This window comes from Streptomyces sp. NPDC048172 (assembly GCF_043202595.1).
Classification (GTDB): Bacteria; Actinomycetota; Actinomycetes; order Streptomycetales; family Streptomycetaceae; genus Streptomyces.
Genome location: NZ_JBIDAT010000013.1, coordinates 55,317 through 73,461, shown reverse-complemented (window position 1 = coordinate 73,461; position 18,145 = coordinate 55,317). Strand labels below are relative to the sequence as shown.

Sequence of the window (18,145 nt, the reverse complement as noted above, 5' to 3'; positions counted from 1 at the left end):
GCGTAGAGCCGGTGTCGGACGAGAAGCCCGCGCAGATCCAGCACGTCACGGCCCACAGCAACGGCGTGGCGATCGGTGTCCAGGGTGGCGACGCCCACTACCACGCCGCGCCGACGCCGCCCCCGCGTGACGAGGGCGGGCAGGCCGCGCGGCAATGAGTTCCGAGCAGCGGGTCACCGCGACCGGCGGCTTCGCGTACGGGACGGTCGGCGCCGACATCCATGTGTTCGGCGACGGGCTGCCCGTCCACGTGCTGGAGAACTGGCGGGAGACCCCGGACGTGAGCCCGGAGTTCCTGGCCGAGTTGCCGAGCCGGATGCTCAACTCCCGGTTCTCCGTCGTGGACTTCACCGGACGCGACGCCGAGCTGCGGGAGCTGCGGGAGTGGCGGGACGACCGCGGCACGCGGCTCGCCGCACGCTGGCTGCACGGCCCCGGCGGACAGGGCAAGATGCCCTTGGGCGCGGGCAGCCCGTACGCCGGCGCCTCCTCGCTGAACGCCCGCTCCCGCAGCCGCAGCCACTGCTTCAGCGCGTCCAGACCGCCGAGGTCCTCGGGGCTCTCCTCCGCGCTGTAGTACTCCAGAGCCTGGTCCTCCCGGAAGACGGCCTTCTTCTCGGCGAGCACGGCCTCGATGTCCCGGTCGTCGAGCACCGCGTCGCGGACGATGGCCTTGGCGAAGGCCCGGCGCGCCTGGGCGAGCCGCCCCCGTCCGGCCGGTGTCGGGGTCGACTTCACGCCCTGCGTGCTGTCGATGAGATGGTCGAGCTCACCACGCAGCGCCTCGCCCTCCGGGAGCGGCATCTCCAGGACGACGGCGTCGTCGGTGAGTTCGGTCGGCAGCGTACGGACCGGGGTCGTGACGACCAGCGAGGAGCCGGTGAAGACGAGCTTGTGCGCGAGGTTCCGCAGCCGCCTGCGGACGGCGTGGTCGCGTTCCCAGAAGGCGTGGAAGTCCTTGAGCACGTACAGGTCCCGGCGGCCCGGCTCCTTCGTCGCCAGCTCCAGCACCTTGCCGAGCGCGTCCGGGGGCATGAGCGCCTTCGGCATCTGCCGCCCGCGCCGGGACTCCAGACCGTCGGCGATGTCCCAGGTGATGAGGTCGGACTCGGGGTCACGCGCATGGCGCACCTGGTCCAGTACGTCGAGCGCGCGCTGTTCCTCGACCGTGATGCCGCCGTGCGTTGTAGCGGCCCGCGACGACCAGGTCCGCGTCGGCGACGGCCGCGGCCCGGTCCCGGTCAGCCTCGATCTCGCCGCGCGTCAGCCCGGTGAGGACGATGATGCCGAGGGAGCTGCATTCCTTGATCCGGGCGCAGAACTCGGCGACGGCACACGGCTGTTCGAGCGGTTCGCCCCCGCTCAGCGTCACGCCCTCCAGGCCGTCGGCCCCGTCGAGCACATCGGCCACCACGCCTTCCACGGTGCGCGTCAGCGGCGCTTCGCCGGGATGCGTCGACGGGTTGAAGCAGCCGGGGCAGCCCAGCGAACACCCCTGGCTCCAGATCACGTACCGCACCCCGGGACCGTTGGCCTCGCTGCGCGGAAGGGTGGCGTGCAGCCGCCACGGGGTGGCGGCCCGGCCCCTCACCGCTGCTGCCACGCGCGGTCTTGCTGATCCTCCTCGGCCTGCAGATAGGCCTCTTCCGTCGGTTCCTGCCGCTCCACGTCCCCGCCGCTGCCTGCCTCGACTCGTTCCGCGGCGCGCGTGCAGATCGACCCGCAGTTCACGTACAAGGCCGACAAGCTCAAGATGTACTTCAACGACGCTTGGAGCGGCGAGGGCCTGATGGGCGTCGAGCCCGACGCGCCGGACAAGACCCTCAGCACGGGGTCCCGGCTGCCCTCCGGCATGGACTGGCTGCAGATCAAGGACATCGAGCTCGGCGGCAACACCTTCACCCTGCGCCACAACGGGGCGGACAAGTCGACCCTGACGAACACGTCGGGCCCCGACAGCTACACCTGGGAGGCCCGCTTCCCCGGGAAACACGCCACGCTCAAGGTCGACGGCGAGGAGCGGGAAGCGAAGACGAAGGAGATCAACGGGAAGACGTACAGCTACGCGAAGCCCGGTGAAGTCGAGCAGTTGAGCGGCCTGCGCGGGCACGGGCAGGGCGAGGACCAGTTCCTCCAGGGCGTACGCCGGCCCCCCGCCCTCGTTGCGCAGCTCGGCCCGTTGCCGCGGCAGTCCCGAGGCGAGCGACGGCGCCGGTGTCGGGTGAGGCCGCCAGGGTCGCCGGGCCTGCCGTTCACCGGCACCAACGGCGACGAGTCGCATGGCAGCACCTTTCCGGCGTGCGCGCACAAAGCCCCCTGTACGCTACACATGGTTCTACTCGTAGGAGCGCGCAGGCGGTGGCCGTGGCTCCGGGGGGAGGCGGATACATGCAGGTGCTGTTCGACACCTCGCGGTTCGCACCGAGGGATCGCGCCGTGGCCATGTCGGACTTCCTGACGTCCACATCGGGCTCACCCCATCGGGTCCGTACGCTCGCCGAGCGGCCCACGTCCACGTCCTCCCGAGCCCGCGTGTCCGGGATGGAGCTGGACCGCGGGGTCCTCTTCGCGGAGACGATCGGCGGCGGCCTCGCGATCGAGCGCACCAGCGCGGACCGGCGAGGGGCCGATCCAGAGCGGGTCTACTTTCTGCTGTTCGACGGCGACCGGCCCGGTCACTACGAACACGACGGCGTCAGCCGCCCGTTACGTCGCGGCGGTCTCTACGTCACGGATGTGAACACGGCCTTCGCCTTCCATGCCTCCGCCGCCTACAGGGCAGGCTTCGTCCAGGTCGACCGCTCCCTCCTGGAGTCGAGCGTGGAGACCGTCCGCCGGGCCGACCACCGGCTGGCGAGCAGCCCTCTGTACGGGGTGGTCCGCGACCACCTGGCATCCCTGTCCAGCAACGCGCCACTGCTGACCGGTCCCGTGGCCCGTGAGTCCACCGCCGAGGCGACCGTCGCCCTGCTGAAGGGGCTGGTGGCCAGCGCGGCTCGGGACGACGACGGCCCGTCCCGCACCGCCGCTCACGACCATCTCCTGGACCGGATCAGGCTCTTCCTCCGCATGCACGCCGTCGACCAGGGCCTCAGCCCTGACGACATCGCCGCGGCCCACGCCATCTCGGTGCGCAAACTGTTCCAGCTCTGGCAGTCCCAGCCGCTCTCCCTCAGCGAATCAATCATGCAATTGCGCCTGGAAGCCGCTCAGCAACGCCTGATCGCACGACCAGACCTCACCATCGCCGCCGTCGCCCGTGCCAGCGGGTTCGTTGACGCCTCGCACTTCTCCCGCCGCTTTCGCAGTGCTCTGGGCCGCACCCCGACCGAATGGCGCGCCGAGCATCACCCTCACCCCCGGGTATGAATTCACGTCCGTTCGCTGGGAGGCGATGGGCCTGCAGCCTCAGCACACCCGGATCGCTGCGCTCTTTGCCAGGGTGAGTGCGCGGCGATCATTCCGGAGAACATTCCGTCGGCGGCGCCGTCCTCTTCCGCACAGGCGCACCACTGCCACGCACAGCGACCAGCCCGGAGGTACGAAGTATGCAGACGCACACGTCAATCGTCATCGGCGGGAGCGGCGGTCTCGGGCGTGCGGTCGCCCGACGGTTCGCCGACCGCGGCGATTCCGTCGTCGTCACCAGCCGTGATGGGACGAGGGCTCAGGCGGCGGCGGAGGAGATCGGAGGATCGGGATCGACTCGCGGCCTGGCCGTCGATCTTTCCCGGCCCGAGTCGATCCTCCCGGCCCTGACCAGCGTCACCGAGGTCGACCATCTGGTCCTCACTGCCATGGATCCCGTGCCGAACTCCCTGGCCGAGTTCGATGTCGACAACGCCGTCCGGGCCGTGACGATCAAACTCGTCGGGTACGCGGAAGCGGTCCGTGCCCTGCGGGACCGCTTCCGGCCGACCGCCTCCGTCGTCCTCTTCGGCGGCATGGCGAAGGAGCGCCCCTACCCCGGCTCCACCATGGTGACCACGTTCAATTCCGGCCTGTCAGGCCTGGTCAAGACCCTCGCCGTGGAGCTGGCACCGCACAGGATCAACGCCCTGCATCCCGGTGTGATCGGAGACAGCCCCAGGTGGCGGGACGTCAAGGATCACCCGCATGAAAGGCGCACCCCCATCGGACGGCTGGTGACGACCGCCGAGATCGTCGACGCCACCGACTTCCTGCTGCGCAACGCGGGCATGAACGCGCATGATCTCCACGTCGACGGCGGGATGCTGGTCGGCTGACGGGCCGCTTCCCGTGGCGGCCGGGTGGGCGAGGGGCTCACTGGGCGAGGAAGGTGAGGAGGGCGGTGTTGACCTCCTCGGAGTGCGTCCACAGCAGCCCGTGCGGCGCGCCCTCGATCTCGGTGTAGTCGGCGTGGGGTACGGCCTGGTGGAAGGGGCGGCCGGTGGCGTCGATGGGCAGAATGCGGTCGCTCGTGCCGTGCAGGATGAGCGCCGGTACGTCGATCTTGGCCACGTCGTCGTGGAAGTCGGTCGTCCAGGTCGGGACGCAGGCGCTGGAGGCGTGGGGTGAGGCCCCGGCTGCCGTGTTCCAACTGGCGCGGACGGCCTCCTCGCTGATGCGCGTGCCGAGGTTCTCGTCGAGATTGTAGAAGTTCCGGAAGAAGTCCGTGAAGTAGGCGTAGCGGTCCTTGGCGACGGCTTCCAGAATGCCTTCGAAAACGCTCCCGTCGACTCCGGTCGGGTTGTCTTCGGTCTTGAGGAGGAAGGGCTCCAGAGAGGCGAGAAAGGCCGCCTTGGCCACGCGTCCCGAGCCGTACGTGGCGAGGTAGCGGCCGACTTCGCCGGTACCCATGGAGAAGCCGACCAGCACGGCTTCTGCCAGTTCCAGGCTTTCCATCAGGGAGTTGAGGTCGGCGGCAAAGGTGTCGTAGTCGTAACCGACGGTGGGGCGGCTGGACTTCCCGAAACCCCGGCGGTCGTAGGTGATGACACGATATCCGGCTTCCAGGAGGGCCTCGGTCTGCTTCTCCCAGGAATCTCCGTCGAGCGGATATCCGTGGATCAGCACAACCGGCTGCCCCGACCCGTGGTCCTCGTAGTAAATGTCGATGTCGGTGCTGTTCTCGCGTCCGACGGTGAGACAGGACATGACGGCCTCCTTGAGGAAAGTGCTGCAGTGGTGAAAAGGCGGGGCCCGGACGGCTGCTGCCCGTGGCCCGCATGTCGATCACGCACCGACAGCTTGGCAAATCCCGAGGCGACCTGGACGTGCTCACCGCGCACGCCCCTGGCCTGACAGCGCAGAACAACGGACGCGGCTCGCCGTATGCGTGCACGCGCCGCCCCTCGCCGGTCGCCTCTCGGTCGCCGTCGAGTTGGGGCAGGTGGCACTCTGAGGGCATGCCCGGGCGCTTACGCGGCCGTCTGTTCTCCGGCACGGGTGCCGTCGTCGCCGTGCTGGGCGGAGTGGCGACCAATCGGGTCGAGGGCCCCTGGTGGCTTCAGACCATCTGGTTCGGCGTGGCGGTGCTCGCCCTGGGGGCGGCGGCATGGCTGGCGCGGCGGGCGGCCGTTCACGCTGATGACACCCCGCAGGGGCAAGGGCAGAGGCGGGACGAGGAGCACGCGCTTCTCATCCGCGTGTACAACCTCCAGGAGTACCTCGGAAGCCAGCGCGCCGAGCAGACGGGCAGCCGGCTGCCGGGCATCCTGCTGAACCAGCTCCTGCGGTTGCAGGCGGACGCCCGGCACGCCGAAGGGTGGAATCCCGTCAGCGTCTGGCAGATGAGAAGCGGTCCCCCGGCCGACACCGTGAACGAGGTCCGCGCACTGGCGCCCTGCGTCATGGTGACCGGCTATGTCGAACGCGCGGAAGGGCCGGACCGGTATTCCGCCTCCCTGCGCGTCTCCTTGGTGAAAAAGGACCTCAGCACCGAGCCGCTGCTGGTCGAGGAGATCGAGTTCGAGGACACGAGAGAAGCCATGACGGCCGCGCTCGGCGATCTGGCCGAGCGGATCTGGCGCGCGAGCGCACGGGCCGTCGTCGCCATCGACCAGCACCTGTCCGATTTCCTCTCCCCCGACGAGGAGGCCAGCGCGCGGGCCGAACAGGTGCTCCTCGCCCTCGGCCCGGTGCGTGACATCACCAACCGACTGGCCGGCGAGTCCGACGAGATCCAGCTCGGCAAGCTGGTCTCGCTGCTGGAGGCCATCGACGACCCGCAGGCGGGCCCGAGTCTCGTGCCGCTCCTCGGCAACGAACACTTCAGGATCCAGGTCGCACTGGCCCTCGGGGCGTGGGGCTTTCCGGAGGCCCTTCCGGTCCTTCGCGAGCAGTTGGAACGGGAGCGGGACCCCGGCCTGCTGGCCGCCACCGTCGAGATGATCCGCAGGCTCGGCGACACGTCCGCGGTACCGGCGCTCATCCCGCTGACCACACACGCCGACTCCGAGGTCCGGCTGGCCGCGGTGACCGGACTGCGTGGCCTGTCCGCGGCATCGGCCGCCGCCCCCGCGCTCGTCGAACGGCTCTCCGACGACGACCCGGAGACCCGCGTCGCCGCCGCGAGCGCGCTGGCCGAACTCGGAGACCCCTCGGGCGTGCACGTCCTCCTTGAGCACGTGGCCGCCACCGCGCCGTCGCCCTTCATGGTCTCGTCGCCCTGGTTCATGGAATCCGTCACACGGCTGATCTCGACCCTTCCCGCTCCGGCCGTCCTGCCCGGACTGCTCGGTCTGCTGCGCTCCGACGAGCCCCAGGTACGCGGCCACGCGGCGGAGATCGCCGGAATGCTCGGGGATCCGTCAGCGGTCGAGGCGCTGGCCCCGCTGATATCCGATCAGCAGTACTTCCCCCGCTACTGCGCGCTCCGCGCGCTTTCCCTGATCGCGGACGAACGCTGCCTTCCGTCACTCCTGCAAGGAATGCGCGACGAGCACGTCAACTGCGCGGCGCAATCACTCCATGGATATGTGCGGATCGGACGCTACCGAGCCGAACACGCCCCCTTCGTCGCCCCGCTCGTCTCGGAGACACAAGCGGAAATCCGCTTCTACGCACCATGGCTGCTCGCGCGATGGGGCGACAAACCCGCCCTGCAGCGCCTGCTGACGGAGGTGTCAGGGAGCTTCTTCACGGTCGAGGACTGGTTCCACGGCGGGGAGGATCGCCATCTCCTGGAACAACACCGGATCGTCGAGTTGCTGACCCCGTTGGTGCCGTCCGCCGGAACACATGACACCCCCTCGGGCTGGGCAGCGGCCGTAACCGCCAGACTCGCCACACTCACCTGGGACGGCGAGGCGTTCACGCCTTGAGGGGGAGATATCGGCATCGACGGTTCCGGTTCATCCGACACCACCCAAGGTGCTCCGCGCCGAAGTGGCGGCGCAGAGCTACCCCCGACAGTGGTTCGCCAAGGAGGCCATGCGGCTGGGTGAGGTCAGCCGGCGGTTCGCCAGGAATGCCACTTTCCGCTGTAGAAGCAGTTTTGGTAGTAGGGGTAGTCCTTCCAGCTCACTGTGACGACGATGCACCGTTCCCGCGTGGTGTTGCTCCCATTGTGGCCCTCAATTCCGTCGGCCCGCCCCTTTCCTGGCATCTCCACCCAACGGCCCGCCGCCTTCCACGTGTGCCAGATCGTGTAGTCCGGAGCGATGACGAAGACTTCATCGGTCGTGCCGTTGGAGTCCCAGTCGACGTAACCGTGCTTGTAGGGGTCGCTGTTGCACAGCTTGTATCCCTTTACGCCCCACGGCGACTTGACGGCGCACTTGCTGTTAGTGGTGTCAGTGGTTGCCGCACCGGCGCTGCTCATCGGGACAAGCGCACTCGCAATCGCGGCGAGCCCGGCGGCTATGCCGACGGTGACCTTTCGGATGACAGGCAAGGTGATTCCTCCTCCGCACGCGGAAGTCGCGTATTCGGAGAACGAAGGTACCCGTGTAATGGAAGAGTCGCGTCAACCGAGCGGGGTATCCGCGTAAACCACCGTGGTAGCCGGTGCCCGTACTCAGTCCACTGGTTGTCCACCGGAACCGCCGAGTATTCGGGCGTTGCCGTACTCCGGCTCGTTGTACGACTGCGCCAGTTGCGCGGTGTGTTCGGCACGCAAGAAGACTGGGTGATCTACGCATCCGTTGAAGGGGTGTGTGGTGCCTGCCAGGGTGAGCACCACACCCCGCCCGTCCCGCAACGAGGTGAAGGAGCAATGGGCTCGTGACGGTTGAAGAGTCGTGGGAGCAGATCGAGCGCTGGCTCGCCAGGTACGCGCCGGCGGGATCCCCTCTGCCGGGGCCGTGCAGCCGCCGGGAACTCGAAGCGCTCTACGAGCACCTCGGGGTGCGCCTGCCCGCGGATGTGGAAGCCTCGCTGCTGCGTCACGACGGTTCGGGGGTGACAGCCCTCATCCCGATCTGTTTCGAGCTGTTGAGCGTGGCGGGCATCGCGAAGGAGTTCGATGCCTGGGTGGAGTACGGGCGCCGTGACCGTGAGGCATGGTGGGTGCGCGGCTACGACAAGACACCGAACCTGTACGTCCCCCTCGCCAAGCTGACCCTCAGCATGGTCATGGTCCAGACCCGTACCGGCGGGCTGGGAGGGTGGGCCGTGGACGGTGGCAGCGCACCGTGGGAAGAGGACTGGCCTTCGCTGGAGGACGTGCTCGCCAGGATCGCCCGCGGCCTGGACTCCCCTCCGCCCTGCCGGGTGGTCCTCGCCGACGGTGAAGAGTGGATGGCGACCAACGAGGACGACACCTTCCCCGAAACCCTCGTCTGGATCCGACCCGAGGACCGATGAGGACCGACAGGGACCGATAGGGACCACTGAGGACCGCGTCGGCGGAGGAGACGTCATGGGAACATCACGGCGGGCCGAGATACTCGCGGAGTTCCGCGACCAACGCACGGACCGCGCATGGCAGAGCATCGAGCACTGGCTCGCCACCTACGCGCACGCCGAACTTCCGCTGCCCGGCCCGTGCAGCCGGGAGGACCTCGAACGGCTCCATGAGCGGGTCGGAGTGCGCCTGCCACGGGAGATGGAACGCTCGCTGCTGCGGCACAACGGCTCCGGCACCGTGGCCGTCTTCCCGAATGGCTTCGCGCTGCTCAGCGTCGAAGACATCATCGAACGGTACGACATGTGGATCGAGTTCGGCCGCGAGATGCGCGAGGAATGGTGGGTGCGCGGCTTCGACAAGACTCCGAATCTGTATGTGCCTGTCGCCGCCCTGGGCCCCACCGTGATGCTCGTCCAGACCCGCAACAAGAGCCTGGGCTCATGGAGCCCCGAAAGCAGCGGCGGGGGCGAGCCCTGGCACCAGGAATGGGGCACCCCACTCACGGTCCTGGATTGTGTCGGGAAGGCCCTGGACTCAGAACCGCCCTGGACCCTCACCCTCCCCGACGACAAGAAGAGGAAGGCGACGCACACCGATCCCGCCCGTCCCGGGACACTGCACTGGACCGACGGGTAGACCCTCAAGCGATACCGCGGCCCGGCCACCCGCTACGCCGAACGCGCCGTGGTCCACCGCGGCAGCTTGTCCGGGTTGGTGATCGAGTAGATCCGGTTCACCTGTCCGCCGTCCGGGGTGAGGCTGAGGACGAAGACCGCGAGCGGCGCGGCGTCGAGGAACAGGACGGCCGCGGAGTCGCCGCCGACGCGGCGGTGACGGATGTCCAGCCGCCCGGGCAGATGGCCGTGGATCGCGGCGAAGAGCTTCGCGATCCGCTCGCGGCCGTGCACCGGATGCGGACTCCACGCGGGGCCCTTGCCGCCGCCGTCCGTCCACAAGGTCACGTCCGGCGCGAGGATGCGCAGCAGCGCCTCCAGGTCTCCGCCGACCGCGGCGTCCAGGAACCGCTGCGTCACCTCCCGGCACACCCTCGGGTCGGCCCGGTAGCGCGGGCGCCTGGCGTGCACGTGCTCGCGGGCGCGGTGGGCCAGCTGACGGATCGCGGGCGGGCGGCGGTCGAGGATCTCGGCGATCTCGGTGTGCGCGTAGCCGAACACCTCGTGCAGGACGAAGACCGCGCGTTCCAGCGGTGTCAGCGTCTCCAGCACCACCAGCATCGCCATCGAGTACGACTCGGCGCGGACGGCCGGGTCGCCGTCCTCGTCCTCCTCGACGAGCGGCTCCGGCAGCCACTGCCCGGTGTAGTTCTCCTTGCGCCGGTTGATCGCGGCGCGGCGGGCGAGTGCCTGGTTGGCCGCGATCCGTACGAGGTAGGCGCGCGCGTGCTCGACCGGGCTGCCCGATCTCGATCTCGACTCCCACGACAGCCACGTCTCCTGCAGCACCTCTTCGGTGTCGGCGACGCTGCCCAGCATGCTGTAGACCACCGAGAACAGCAGCTCCCGGTGGCCGAGGAAGACCTCGGTGGAATCGCTCATGCCAGCTGAGAACGTGCGAGGCGGCCCGAGTGTGACATCCCGGCGCAGAGCCGTGACTCACGTCACACGGTGTCACACTCGCGGGCCCGGCTTCCCTCTTGGTTCGCAGCATCAACGCTCGCGAGAGCGACCGAGAGAACCCCGGAGAAAGGGGCCACGGAATGATTTCCCGGCGTGACTTCAGCTTGGCCGCGGCGAGTGCGCTCGGTGCGGCGGCGATGGGGCCGACCGCCTCGGCCGACAGCCCACGGCACCACCGGAAGGGGCGCGGGCGCACGGTGACGGTGATCCGGAACGTTCGCCTGTTCGACGGCGAGCGGACCACGCCACGCGCCAGCGTACTGATCGACGGCGACCGCATCGCCGGGCTGTACAGCGGGCACGGGCACGGGTACGGGTACGGGCGTGGGCACCGGCACGGGTACGGACACGCCGACACGGCCGACGTCGTGGTGGACGGGTCGGGGAAGACCCTGCTGCCCGGCCTGATCGACGCGCACACGCACGTCGACGACGGGAGCCTCGCGCAGGCGCTGCGCTTCGGCGTCACCACCGAGCTCGACATGTTCTGCCTGCCGCAGACCCTGGCCGCACAGCGCGAACTGGCCGCCGAGCGGGACGACGTGGCCGACATCCGCAGCGCGGGCCTCCTCGCCACCGCCCCCGGCGGACACCCGAGCCAGCTGGTGCCCGGCGTCGAGTTCGACACGGTGGCCCATCCTGGCGAGGCCGAGGGGTTCGTCGCCGACCGGGTGGCCGAGGGCGCCGACTACCTGAAGATCGTCATCGACGGCGGAGTCCAGGCCGGGACGCCGCTGCCCAAGCTGTCGCCCGACACCGTCGCCGCGCTGGTCCACGCGGGCAGGGCCGCCGGGCTCCGCACCATCGCGCACGCGATCACCCTCCGGGACGTCGACGTCGCCCTGGACGCCGGAGTCGACGGCCTGGCGCACGTCTACTGCGACACCGGCCCGCAAGCCGCACGCATCGCCAGGAGGATCGCCGCACGGGGTGTGTTCGTCGTCAGCACGCTGGCGTACTTCGAGACGGTCGATCTCGGCGCCGGGAACGCCGTCCGGGCGGCAAGGGACCTGCGCCGTGCCGGAGTTCGCCTGCTCGCCGGTACGGACGCCACCCCGGCCCGGCCCGCGCACGGCTCCGCCATGCACCGGGAACTCGTACTGCTGACCGACGCCGGGTTCGGCAACGAGGAAGCGCTCGCGGCGGCCACCAGCGTCCCGGCCCGCCGCTTCGGGCTGACCGACCGGGGCCGGATCGCCCCCGGCCTCCGTGCCGACCTGCTCCTCGTACACGGTGACCCCACCACCGACATCACCGCGACCCGCTCGATCGCCGGTGTCTGGCGTGGGGGCGTGGGGCTTACGGCTCGCGAGATCGGTCGAGGCGGTGGCCGCCGAACCTAGCGCGTGGCTTTCGCGGGCAGGGCGTCGATGGTCTCGCGCAGTGCCTCGTCGGTCGGTGTCGGGTCGATTCCCAAGGCGGCCGTGGCGGCGGAGGAGTCGAGTACGAAGGGTCGGCGCAGCTGGTACTGGACCTCCACCATCTCCCGGGCGGCGGGGTTGAAGGCGCCCGCGATCCTGAGTGCGAAGCCGGGCATGGCGGTCACCTTGGCGGCTGGGGCTCCGGCCAGTTCGGCGGCGCGGGCGGCGAGCGCGCGGAGGGACAGGGGCGGGGCCGTGGGTACGTGCCACGGGCGGCCCCACGCGCTCTCGTCGGCGGCGACCGCGACCAGCGTGCGGGCCACGTCGCCGACGTGGGTCCAGCTGTGCGGCGCGTCCAGGTCGGCGGGCACGGAGGCGCGTCGGCCTGCGAGCACCTTGGGCAGCACCATGACCGTGAAGGGTGTGTTGGCGTCCGCGCCCAGGTAGTCCGATCCCCGGACCTCCGCCGTGCGGATGCGCCCGGCCTGGTGCGCGGCCAGCGCGTCGGCCCACAGCTTGGCCCGGACCTCTCCCTTGACGGAGTTGGGGCGCATGGGCAGTTGCTCGGTCATGGGGGCATCGACCTGACCGTAGCCGTACAGGTTGCCGGTGGTGACCAGCACCGTGCCGGTGGCCTCGGCGGCACGTATCAGGGCCGCGCCGAGTGGCGGCCACTCGGTGGGCCAGCGGTGATAGGCCGGACCCCCGCAGCTGTAGAGCGCGACGGCGCCCTCGGCGTGCCGGGCGAGGGCGTCGGGGTCGGTGGCGTCCGCCGCGACGCGGTCGATGCCCGGCAGTTCCGGACCGCCGCCGCGGCGCGTGAGCAGGCGGACCTGCTCGCCTCTGCCTGCGAGTAACTTCGCGGTTGCCGAGCCGACCGGACCGGCCCCGACGATGACGTGAAGGGACATGGGCGAACACTCTCCTCATCCAGAGCGAGAACACCGTTCTCGGATCAGCACACCGTACAGAGCTCGAACGCGGGGCGACATATCGTCGCACAAGGGTCGGCCCTGCCTCTGCGGGTCCGCTCCCCTGCCCTCGGCCGACGTCGAGACGGTTTCCTCCGGTCACGCCGCGTTCACTCGGCCGCCGTCCAGGTCGCCGACGCGCTGGGAGCCGATGCCGCCGGCGGCTTCTCGGCCGGTGACTACGTGCCGCAGGTTCGCGCGCTGGGCGGGGCGGGCGTCGTGCTGGACGATGCCGAACGCAACTCCACCAGCGAACGAGCACCGGTAGCGGTCCGCGGTCCGGTCGGCCGCGCTCACGCCCGACCCGCTCCGGCCGACGACGGGGCCCGCGCTCGGCGGTCAGGTGAGGCTGTGCGCGATCCATACGTTGGGTTCGACGTAGACCGCGTATCCGGCGGAGGCCGAGCAGTGGACCGGGGCGAGGGCGCCGGGGACGATCACCGGGCCGGACTCGTCGAAGGGGAGGCCGGTCCACGTTCGCCACTGTTCGAGCGATCCGGGGATCGTCATGGACGCCGGGGCGATGCCGGCGACTTCGCTGCCCAGCTGGACATGCGTCCGCAGCCAGGGGTCGCGGGGCAGGCCGTCGGGCCCGAGGGCACGTACGTAGTCCTCGGTGGGCGTCTCCGGCTGTTCGTGCTTCGCGGTCGGGCGGACCGGGACCACCAGGCCGCGGAATCCCTCCGTCCGGGCGTTGTCCGCCATCGCGCGCCGCATCAGCGTGGACAGGCCCCGGCCCCGGTGCGCGGGGTCGATCACGACCTCGACGGCGCTGACGAGGTCGGTCCTTCGCCCCCGGCGGTGGTCGTCGAAGGCCCAGATGAGCATCCGGTCCCAGCCGTCCGGCGGGAGGCTCCGGCGGCCCGGAAGGTCCAGGGCGACGGTGAAATCCTGTCCCAGGGTGTCGCGCACCGTGGTGACCAGGGCGTTCCGGCGTTCCGTGAGGCGTTCGCGGAGCCGCTGGAGGTGCGTGCGGTAGGTGCCGTCGCCGAGCAGTCCGGCGACGGCGAGCGCGGGGATGTGGCTGGGGGCTCCCCCGCTCCGTAGCACGAGCGGCGAGGGTCAGTCTGCGGATCGCCCGGAGCGGGCGGACGCCGCCGTCTCCTGTGCCGGCGCACGCGGCCCGCCCGGTTCCCCGGACCCGTCGGAGGGAACGGGGCTCGGCCCTTCGGTGAGTTCCACGCGGGGAAGGGCCCGGTCCAGCCAGCGGGGCATCCACCAGTTCGCCGGACCGGCGAGCCGCATGGCGGCGGGGACGACGACCACCCGGATCAGCGTCGCGTCCACCAGGACCGCCACAGCCAGAGCGAATCCCATCTGCTTCAGCTCGACCACTCTCGTGATCATGAAGGCGGAGAAGACGACGACCATGATGGCGGCCGCGGCGGTGATGACCTTGGCGGTGTGGACGGTGCCGACCGTCACGGCGCGCAGGTTGTCACCGGTCCTGTCCCACTCCTCCTTCATGCGGGAGATGATGAACACCTCGTAGTCCATGGACAGTCCGAACAGCACGACGAAGGTCAGCAGCGGCAGGTACGCCTGGATGAAGCCCCGGCTGCTGAAGTCGAACAGCGCCTCTCCCGCGCCCTCCTGGAACACCCAGGTGAGCAGGCCGAACGCGGCGCCGACCGACAGCAGGTTCATCAGGATCGCGCTGAAGGCCAGCAGCAGGCTGCGGAACGCGAGGAGCAGCAGGAGGAAGGAGAGGCCGAGGATGGCGCAGAGCACCCAGGGGGTCGCGCGGTTGATCTCCTCGGCGACGTCCACGGTCTGAGCCGTCAGCCCGCCCGTGGTGACGGTGATCCCGTCCGCGGCACTCCGCTCCGCCTCCGGCGCGGCGGTGTCCCGGATCCAGCGTACGAGCGCGCTCGTCCCGTCCGAGTCCGGAGCCGCCTTGGAGAAGACGGTGAGCATGGCGGCGTCACCGCGTGAGCTGACGATCCTCGCCAGCGCGCCGTCGTCGTCCTGTTCGAGGGCCGCCTTCAGCGTCGCGCTGTCGCTGCGGCCCGCCTTCTCCTTGAGCAGGTCGGTCACCGACAGGACGCCGTCGACCTCCTTGTTGTCCTTGACGGTCTTCGTGAGGCGCTCCACCGCGGCGAGGCCCTTGTCGTCGAAGGCGCCGTCCTCACTGGTGACGACCACCTGAACGGGAACCGCGGCGCCCGGGGCGAACTTCTCGGAGACGAGGTCGTATCCCGCACCGGCGGGAGCGTCCTCCACCGCGCTCGCGCCGACGTCGAAGCCGAGCTTCAGACCGGTCACGGGGATGGCGGCCGCACCGAGGACCAGCACCGCCGCGCCCCCGATGAGGACGGGGCGGCGCAGCACCACCCTCGTCCAGCGTGCCCACACCGAGTGCTCGGGGTCCGGGTGGTTGACGGTGCGCCGCAGCCCGGGCACGGCCAAGCGGTTGATCCTGGTGCCGCACAGCCCGAGCATCGCGGGCAGCAGGGTCATGGCCACCGTCAGCATGACCGCCACGGCCACCATGACCCCGAAGGCCATGGACCAGAACACCGGCGCCCGGACCAGGAAGAGACCGGCGACGGAGATCAGGACGGTGCAGCCCGAGAAGAGCACCGCCTTGCCCGCGGTCGCCATGGTGGCTCCGACCGTCTCCGCGATCGGACGCCCGGGTTTCGCCTGGAGCTCCTCACGTTGCCGGGTCACGATGAACAGGCAGTAGTCGATCCCGAGCGCCAACCCCAGCATCGTGACGATCGCCTGGACGAACGTGTCGAACGTCGTCACGTAGCTGAGCGCGCCCAGCACGCCGAACGACGTCATCAGCGCCGCGACGCCGAGCAGGAGCGGCAGACCGGCGGCCACCAGGGTGCCGAAGGCGATCAGCAGGACGATCAGCGCGATGGAGAGGCCGATGGTCTCGGCCCGCGCCAGGTCCTTGTCCTGCTGCTCGATGACCGCGGCGTTGAGAGCGCTGGAGCCGGTGAGCATGACGTCCACGCCGTCGCCCTCGACGCGATCCAGCGTCTTCTGGATCTCGGGGGCGGTCTCCTGCCGCTCGCGCTCGTCGCCCGTCAGCCCCGCCAGGACCAGCGCCGTACGGCCGTCGGCGGCGATCTGCTGCTCGCCACCGGCCGCGTAGGGGTCCTCGACGCTCGCCACCCCGGACCGCTCGCGGAGTTCGGCGACGCCGCGGCGCACGACGTCGCGGAACTCCGCGTCGCGGGCGGACCGGGTGGAGGAGTCGAAGACGACCACGACGTCCTCGGTCACCGCACTGTCGAACTCCTCCTTCATGAGCTTCTCGGCCCGCGCCGACTCCGAGCCGCTCACGGTCAGGGAGGAGCCGGTCAGGCTGTCCGTGAACTTCGGGACGAGCGCTCCTCCGACCACGAGGACGACCAGCCAGACGAGGAGCACCTTCCACACGTGCGTGGCGCACCACGCACCGAGACGGTGCAGGAGCGTGGGGCCGGAGCTTCCTTCGTCCGGCCGGGTACGGGGTGGCATGCGCGACGCTCCTCACTCGACTGACTGGTCGGTCGGTCGGACAGTCGGGAAAAGTATGGCACTAGACCGACTGGCCGGTCTAGTGCTACTTTTACTCGGTAATGGAAACGGTCGCCGATTCCATATGTCGCTGACGCGAAGCGATCCGGCAGGCACGAAGGACAGAGCACCCATGACAGCCAACGAAGACCGCGGCAATGCGCGCAGAACTCAGATCTTCAAAGCCGCGGCTGCGGTCTTTGCGCGGCAGGGCTACCACAGGGCCCGCATGGACGACATCGTCGAGGAATCCGGCCTGAGCAAAGGCGCGCTCTACTGGTATTTCAAGAGCAAGGAGGAGCTGGCCACCGGCCTGGTGCACCAGATGCTCACTCATGAGTCCGAAGCCCTTGAGGCCGTGGTGAGCAGACCGGAACCGGCAGCCGACCGACTCCGGTTCATGTCGGCGACTTTCGCCCGCGATCTCACGGAGAGCCCGGAAAAGGCCTCGCTCACCCTTGAGCTGCTTGCCCTGGCGCGCACCGTTCCCGAGATCAGAGAATGCTTCAGTTCCCACCACGAGCACTTCGTCGACCAGATCTCCCGCCTGCTCGCGGAACTGCGCGGCACGCGGCCTTCCTCGGCGGAAACACGGACCGCCGCGCTGGCCCTTTCGGCGCTGATCGATGGAATGGTGCTGCGCTGGGCCCTGGCCACGCAGCCCTTCGACCTGGAAAGCGCGCTCCGAGAAACAATCGACGCCCTTGTCCAGGACGCGAACACCCCCGGGAAATGAGGCGCTGCCACCGGGAAACGAGGCGCGGCTACCAGCCGACCCGGTCGCACCCCACGTGATCGGAGGGCTCGACCTGCAGCGTCGCGTGCGCGACACCGTGGCGCACCTCAAGAAGGTCCCGCGCCTCGTCGAGCACGCGATGCCCGTCATCAGGCGTCTCCGTGACGAGGTGGACCGTCGCCACGTTCATTCCCGACGTGAGGGTCCAGAGGTGCAGGTCGTGGACGTCTGACACCCCCTGGATCTCGGCCAGTTCGCCGGACACGACCGCGGGGTCCATCCCCGCGGGGGCATGCTGCCCGAGGACAGCCAGCACCTCCCTGCCCAGCATCGTCGCCCGCACCGCCACGAAGACGCCGATGGCGAGCGCGATCAGGGTGTCCCATACCGCCATTCCCGTGGCGGCGACGAGCCACCCGGCGATGATGACTCCGACCGAACCGGCCGTATCGGCGACCACCTCAAGATAGGCGCCCTTGACGTTCAGACTGTCGGCGGCGCCCTTTCGCAGCAGAAGAAGCGCCACGACATTGACCGCGAGACCGATCGCCCCCACGACGAACATCGGCCCGGTTTCCACCTCGACGGAACCGCCGATGCGGGAAACCGCCTCGACCACCACATAGACGGCGACGCCGTACATCAGCAGCACGGCCAGGAGCGAGGCGAAAACCTCGGACCGGTAGAAACCGTAGGTCCGCCGCCCGGTGACATCGGTCCGGGTCGCAAGCCGGGTGGCGACCAATGCCGCCCCGAGAGCCGTGACATCGGCTGCCATATGTCCCGCGTCGGACAGCAGCGTCAGCGAACCGGAAATGATCCCGAAAATCAGCTCGACGATGAAATACGCGCCGATAATGAAGAAAGCCAGCGTCAGACGCCGACGATACGGCCCGGAAGCGGGCTGCGCCCCTCCGCCATGACTATGGCCGTGCCCCATACCCCTCACCCCTCTCGGCATGACCCAAGCCAGACGAGAGTAGACGGATGGAGCTCATCCTCGCAAAGGCAGCACTGAAGACCGTTCCCATCTCCGAAAATGAGATCGGCGAGCAGTGCGAATTCCCCTCATGAAAACAACGCGAAAATCGTTGTCAGGCCGCTGTTCCACC

At 69.6% G+C, this 18,145-nt stretch carries 18 protein-coding genes; 8 read left to right on the top strand and 10 right to left on the bottom strand.

The window, feature by feature from the left end:
- Positions 1-45 precede the first annotated feature (45 nt).
- Together ACGF3A_RS39920 and ACGF3A_RS39915 are read right to left on the bottom strand one after the other, a co-directional pair.
- Positions 46-1,131, bottom strand: coding sequence for a hypothetical protein (locus ACGF3A_RS39920; protein ID WP_393735463.1), 1,086 nt, complete (start codon positions 1,129-1,131; stop codon positions 46-48).
- Complete coding sequence (locus ACGF3A_RS39915) at positions 1,115-1,603, bottom strand: 4Fe-4S single cluster domain-containing protein (RefSeq protein ID WP_393735462.1); 489 nt, start codon at positions 1,601-1,603, stop codon at positions 1,115-1,117. The genes ACGF3A_RS39920 and ACGF3A_RS39915 overlap by 17 nt, the downstream gene beginning before the upstream one ends.
- A 105-nt stretch (positions 1,604-1,708) precedes the next feature.
- Here ACGF3A_RS39915 and ACGF3A_RS39910 point away from each other — a divergent pair, with 105 nt between their 5' ends.
- From ACGF3A_RS39910 to ACGF3A_RS39900, 3 genes are all read left to right on the top strand, one after another.
- Entirely contained in the window at positions 1,709-2,458 is a 750-nt protein-coding gene (locus ACGF3A_RS39910; RefSeq protein ID WP_393735461.1) for a hypothetical protein, read from the top strand.
- A complete protein-coding gene (locus ACGF3A_RS39905) occupies positions 2,443-3,369 on the top strand; it encodes a helix-turn-helix domain-containing protein (protein ID WP_393735663.1) in 927 nt (308 codons plus the stop codon). The genes ACGF3A_RS39910 and ACGF3A_RS39905 overlap by 16 nt, the downstream gene beginning before the upstream one ends.
- A 179-nt stretch (positions 3,370-3,548) precedes the next feature.
- Complete coding sequence (locus ACGF3A_RS39900) at positions 3,549-4,247, top strand: SDR family oxidoreductase (RefSeq protein ID WP_393735460.1); 699 nt, start codon at positions 3,549-3,551, stop codon at positions 4,245-4,247.
- A 37-nt stretch (positions 4,248-4,284) separates the two neighbouring features.
- Here ACGF3A_RS39900 and ACGF3A_RS39895 read toward each other — a convergent pair whose 3' ends face one another.
- Entirely contained in the window at positions 4,285-5,118 is an 834-nt protein-coding gene (locus ACGF3A_RS39895; RefSeq protein WP_393735459.1) for an alpha/beta fold hydrolase, read from the bottom strand.
- Positions 5,119-5,369: 251 nt separating this feature from the next.
- Between ACGF3A_RS39895 and ACGF3A_RS39890 the strand changes: the two genes are divergently transcribed.
- Positions 5,370-7,286, top strand: coding sequence for a HEAT repeat domain-containing protein (locus ACGF3A_RS39890; protein WP_393735458.1), 1,917 nt, complete (start codon positions 5,370-5,372; stop codon positions 7,284-7,286).
- 125 nt (positions 7,287-7,411) lie between these two features.
- Here ACGF3A_RS39890 and ACGF3A_RS39885 read toward each other — a convergent pair whose 3' ends face one another.
- Positions 7,412-7,858, bottom strand: a complete 447-nt coding sequence (locus tag ACGF3A_RS39885; protein WP_393735457.1) for a hypothetical protein — start codon at positions 7,856-7,858, stop codon at positions 7,412-7,414.
- A 329-nt stretch (positions 7,859-8,187) separates the two neighbouring features.
- Here ACGF3A_RS39885 and ACGF3A_RS39880 point away from each other — a divergent pair, with 329 nt between their 5' ends.
- Together ACGF3A_RS39880 and ACGF3A_RS39875 are read left to right on the top strand one after the other, a co-directional pair.
- Complete coding sequence (locus ACGF3A_RS39880) at positions 8,188-8,769, top strand: hypothetical protein (protein ID WP_393735456.1); 582 nt, start codon at positions 8,188-8,190, stop codon at positions 8,767-8,769.
- A gap of 55 nt (positions 8,770-8,824) precedes the next feature.
- Positions 8,825-9,448 carry an SMI1/KNR4 family protein gene (locus ACGF3A_RS39875; protein WP_393735455.1) on the top strand — a complete coding sequence of 208 codons (624 nt, stop codon included), beginning with the start codon at positions 8,825-8,827 and terminating at the stop codon, positions 9,446-9,448.
- A gap of 32 nt (positions 9,449-9,480) precedes the next feature.
- On the opposite strand, the gene ACGF3A_RS39870 is transcribed toward ACGF3A_RS39875, so the two are convergent.
- Positions 9,481-10,368, bottom strand: a complete 888-nt coding sequence (locus tag ACGF3A_RS39870) for a sigma-70 family RNA polymerase sigma factor (protein WP_393735454.1) — start codon at positions 10,366-10,368, stop codon at positions 9,481-9,483.
- Positions 10,369-10,529: 161 nt separating this feature from the next.
- Here ACGF3A_RS39870 and ACGF3A_RS39865 point away from each other — a divergent pair, with 161 nt between their 5' ends.
- On the top strand, positions 10,530-11,792 hold the full coding sequence (locus ACGF3A_RS39865; RefSeq protein ID WP_393735453.1) for an amidohydrolase family protein: 1,263 nt from the start codon (positions 10,530-10,532) through the stop codon (positions 11,790-11,792).
- On the opposite strand, the gene ACGF3A_RS39860 is transcribed toward ACGF3A_RS39865, so the two are convergent.
- The 4 genes from ACGF3A_RS39860 to ACGF3A_RS39845 form a co-directional block, all read right to left on the bottom strand.
- A complete protein-coding gene (locus ACGF3A_RS39860) occupies positions 11,789-12,721 on the bottom strand; it encodes an NAD-dependent epimerase/dehydratase family protein (protein ID WP_393735452.1) in 933 nt (310 codons plus the stop codon). The genes ACGF3A_RS39865 and ACGF3A_RS39860 overlap by 4 nt on opposite strands.
- 159 nt (positions 12,722-12,880) lie before the next feature.
- A complete protein-coding gene (locus tag ACGF3A_RS39855; protein ID WP_393735451.1) occupies positions 12,881-13,078 on the bottom strand; it encodes a hypothetical protein in 198 nt (65 codons plus the stop codon).
- Positions 13,079-13,120: 42 nt separating this feature from the next.
- The gene (locus tag ACGF3A_RS39850) at positions 13,121-13,831 is read right to left on the bottom strand and encodes an N-acetyltransferase (protein ID WP_393735450.1); all 711 of its coding nucleotides are present in this window, start codon (positions 13,829-13,831) and stop codon (positions 13,121-13,123) included.
- A gap of 12 nt (positions 13,832-13,843) precedes the next feature.
- The gene (locus tag ACGF3A_RS39845) at positions 13,844-16,258 is read right to left on the bottom strand and encodes an MMPL family transporter (protein ID WP_393735449.1); all 2,415 of its coding nucleotides are present in this window, start codon (positions 16,256-16,258) and stop codon (positions 13,844-13,846) included.
- 172 nt (positions 16,259-16,430) lie between these two features.
- Between ACGF3A_RS39845 and ACGF3A_RS39840 the strand changes: the two genes are divergently transcribed.
- Positions 16,431-17,033, top strand: a complete 603-nt coding sequence (locus ACGF3A_RS39840; RefSeq protein ID WP_393735448.1) for a TetR/AcrR family transcriptional regulator — start codon at positions 16,431-16,433, stop codon at positions 17,031-17,033.
- Positions 17,034-17,061: 28 nt separating this feature from the next.
- On the opposite strand, the gene ACGF3A_RS39835 is transcribed toward ACGF3A_RS39840, so the two are convergent.
- The gene (locus ACGF3A_RS39835) at positions 17,062-17,973 is read right to left on the bottom strand and encodes a cation diffusion facilitator family transporter (RefSeq protein ID WP_393735447.1); all 912 of its coding nucleotides are present in this window, start codon (positions 17,971-17,973) and stop codon (positions 17,062-17,064) included.
- Between the last annotated feature and the right edge of the window lie 172 nt (positions 17,974-18,145).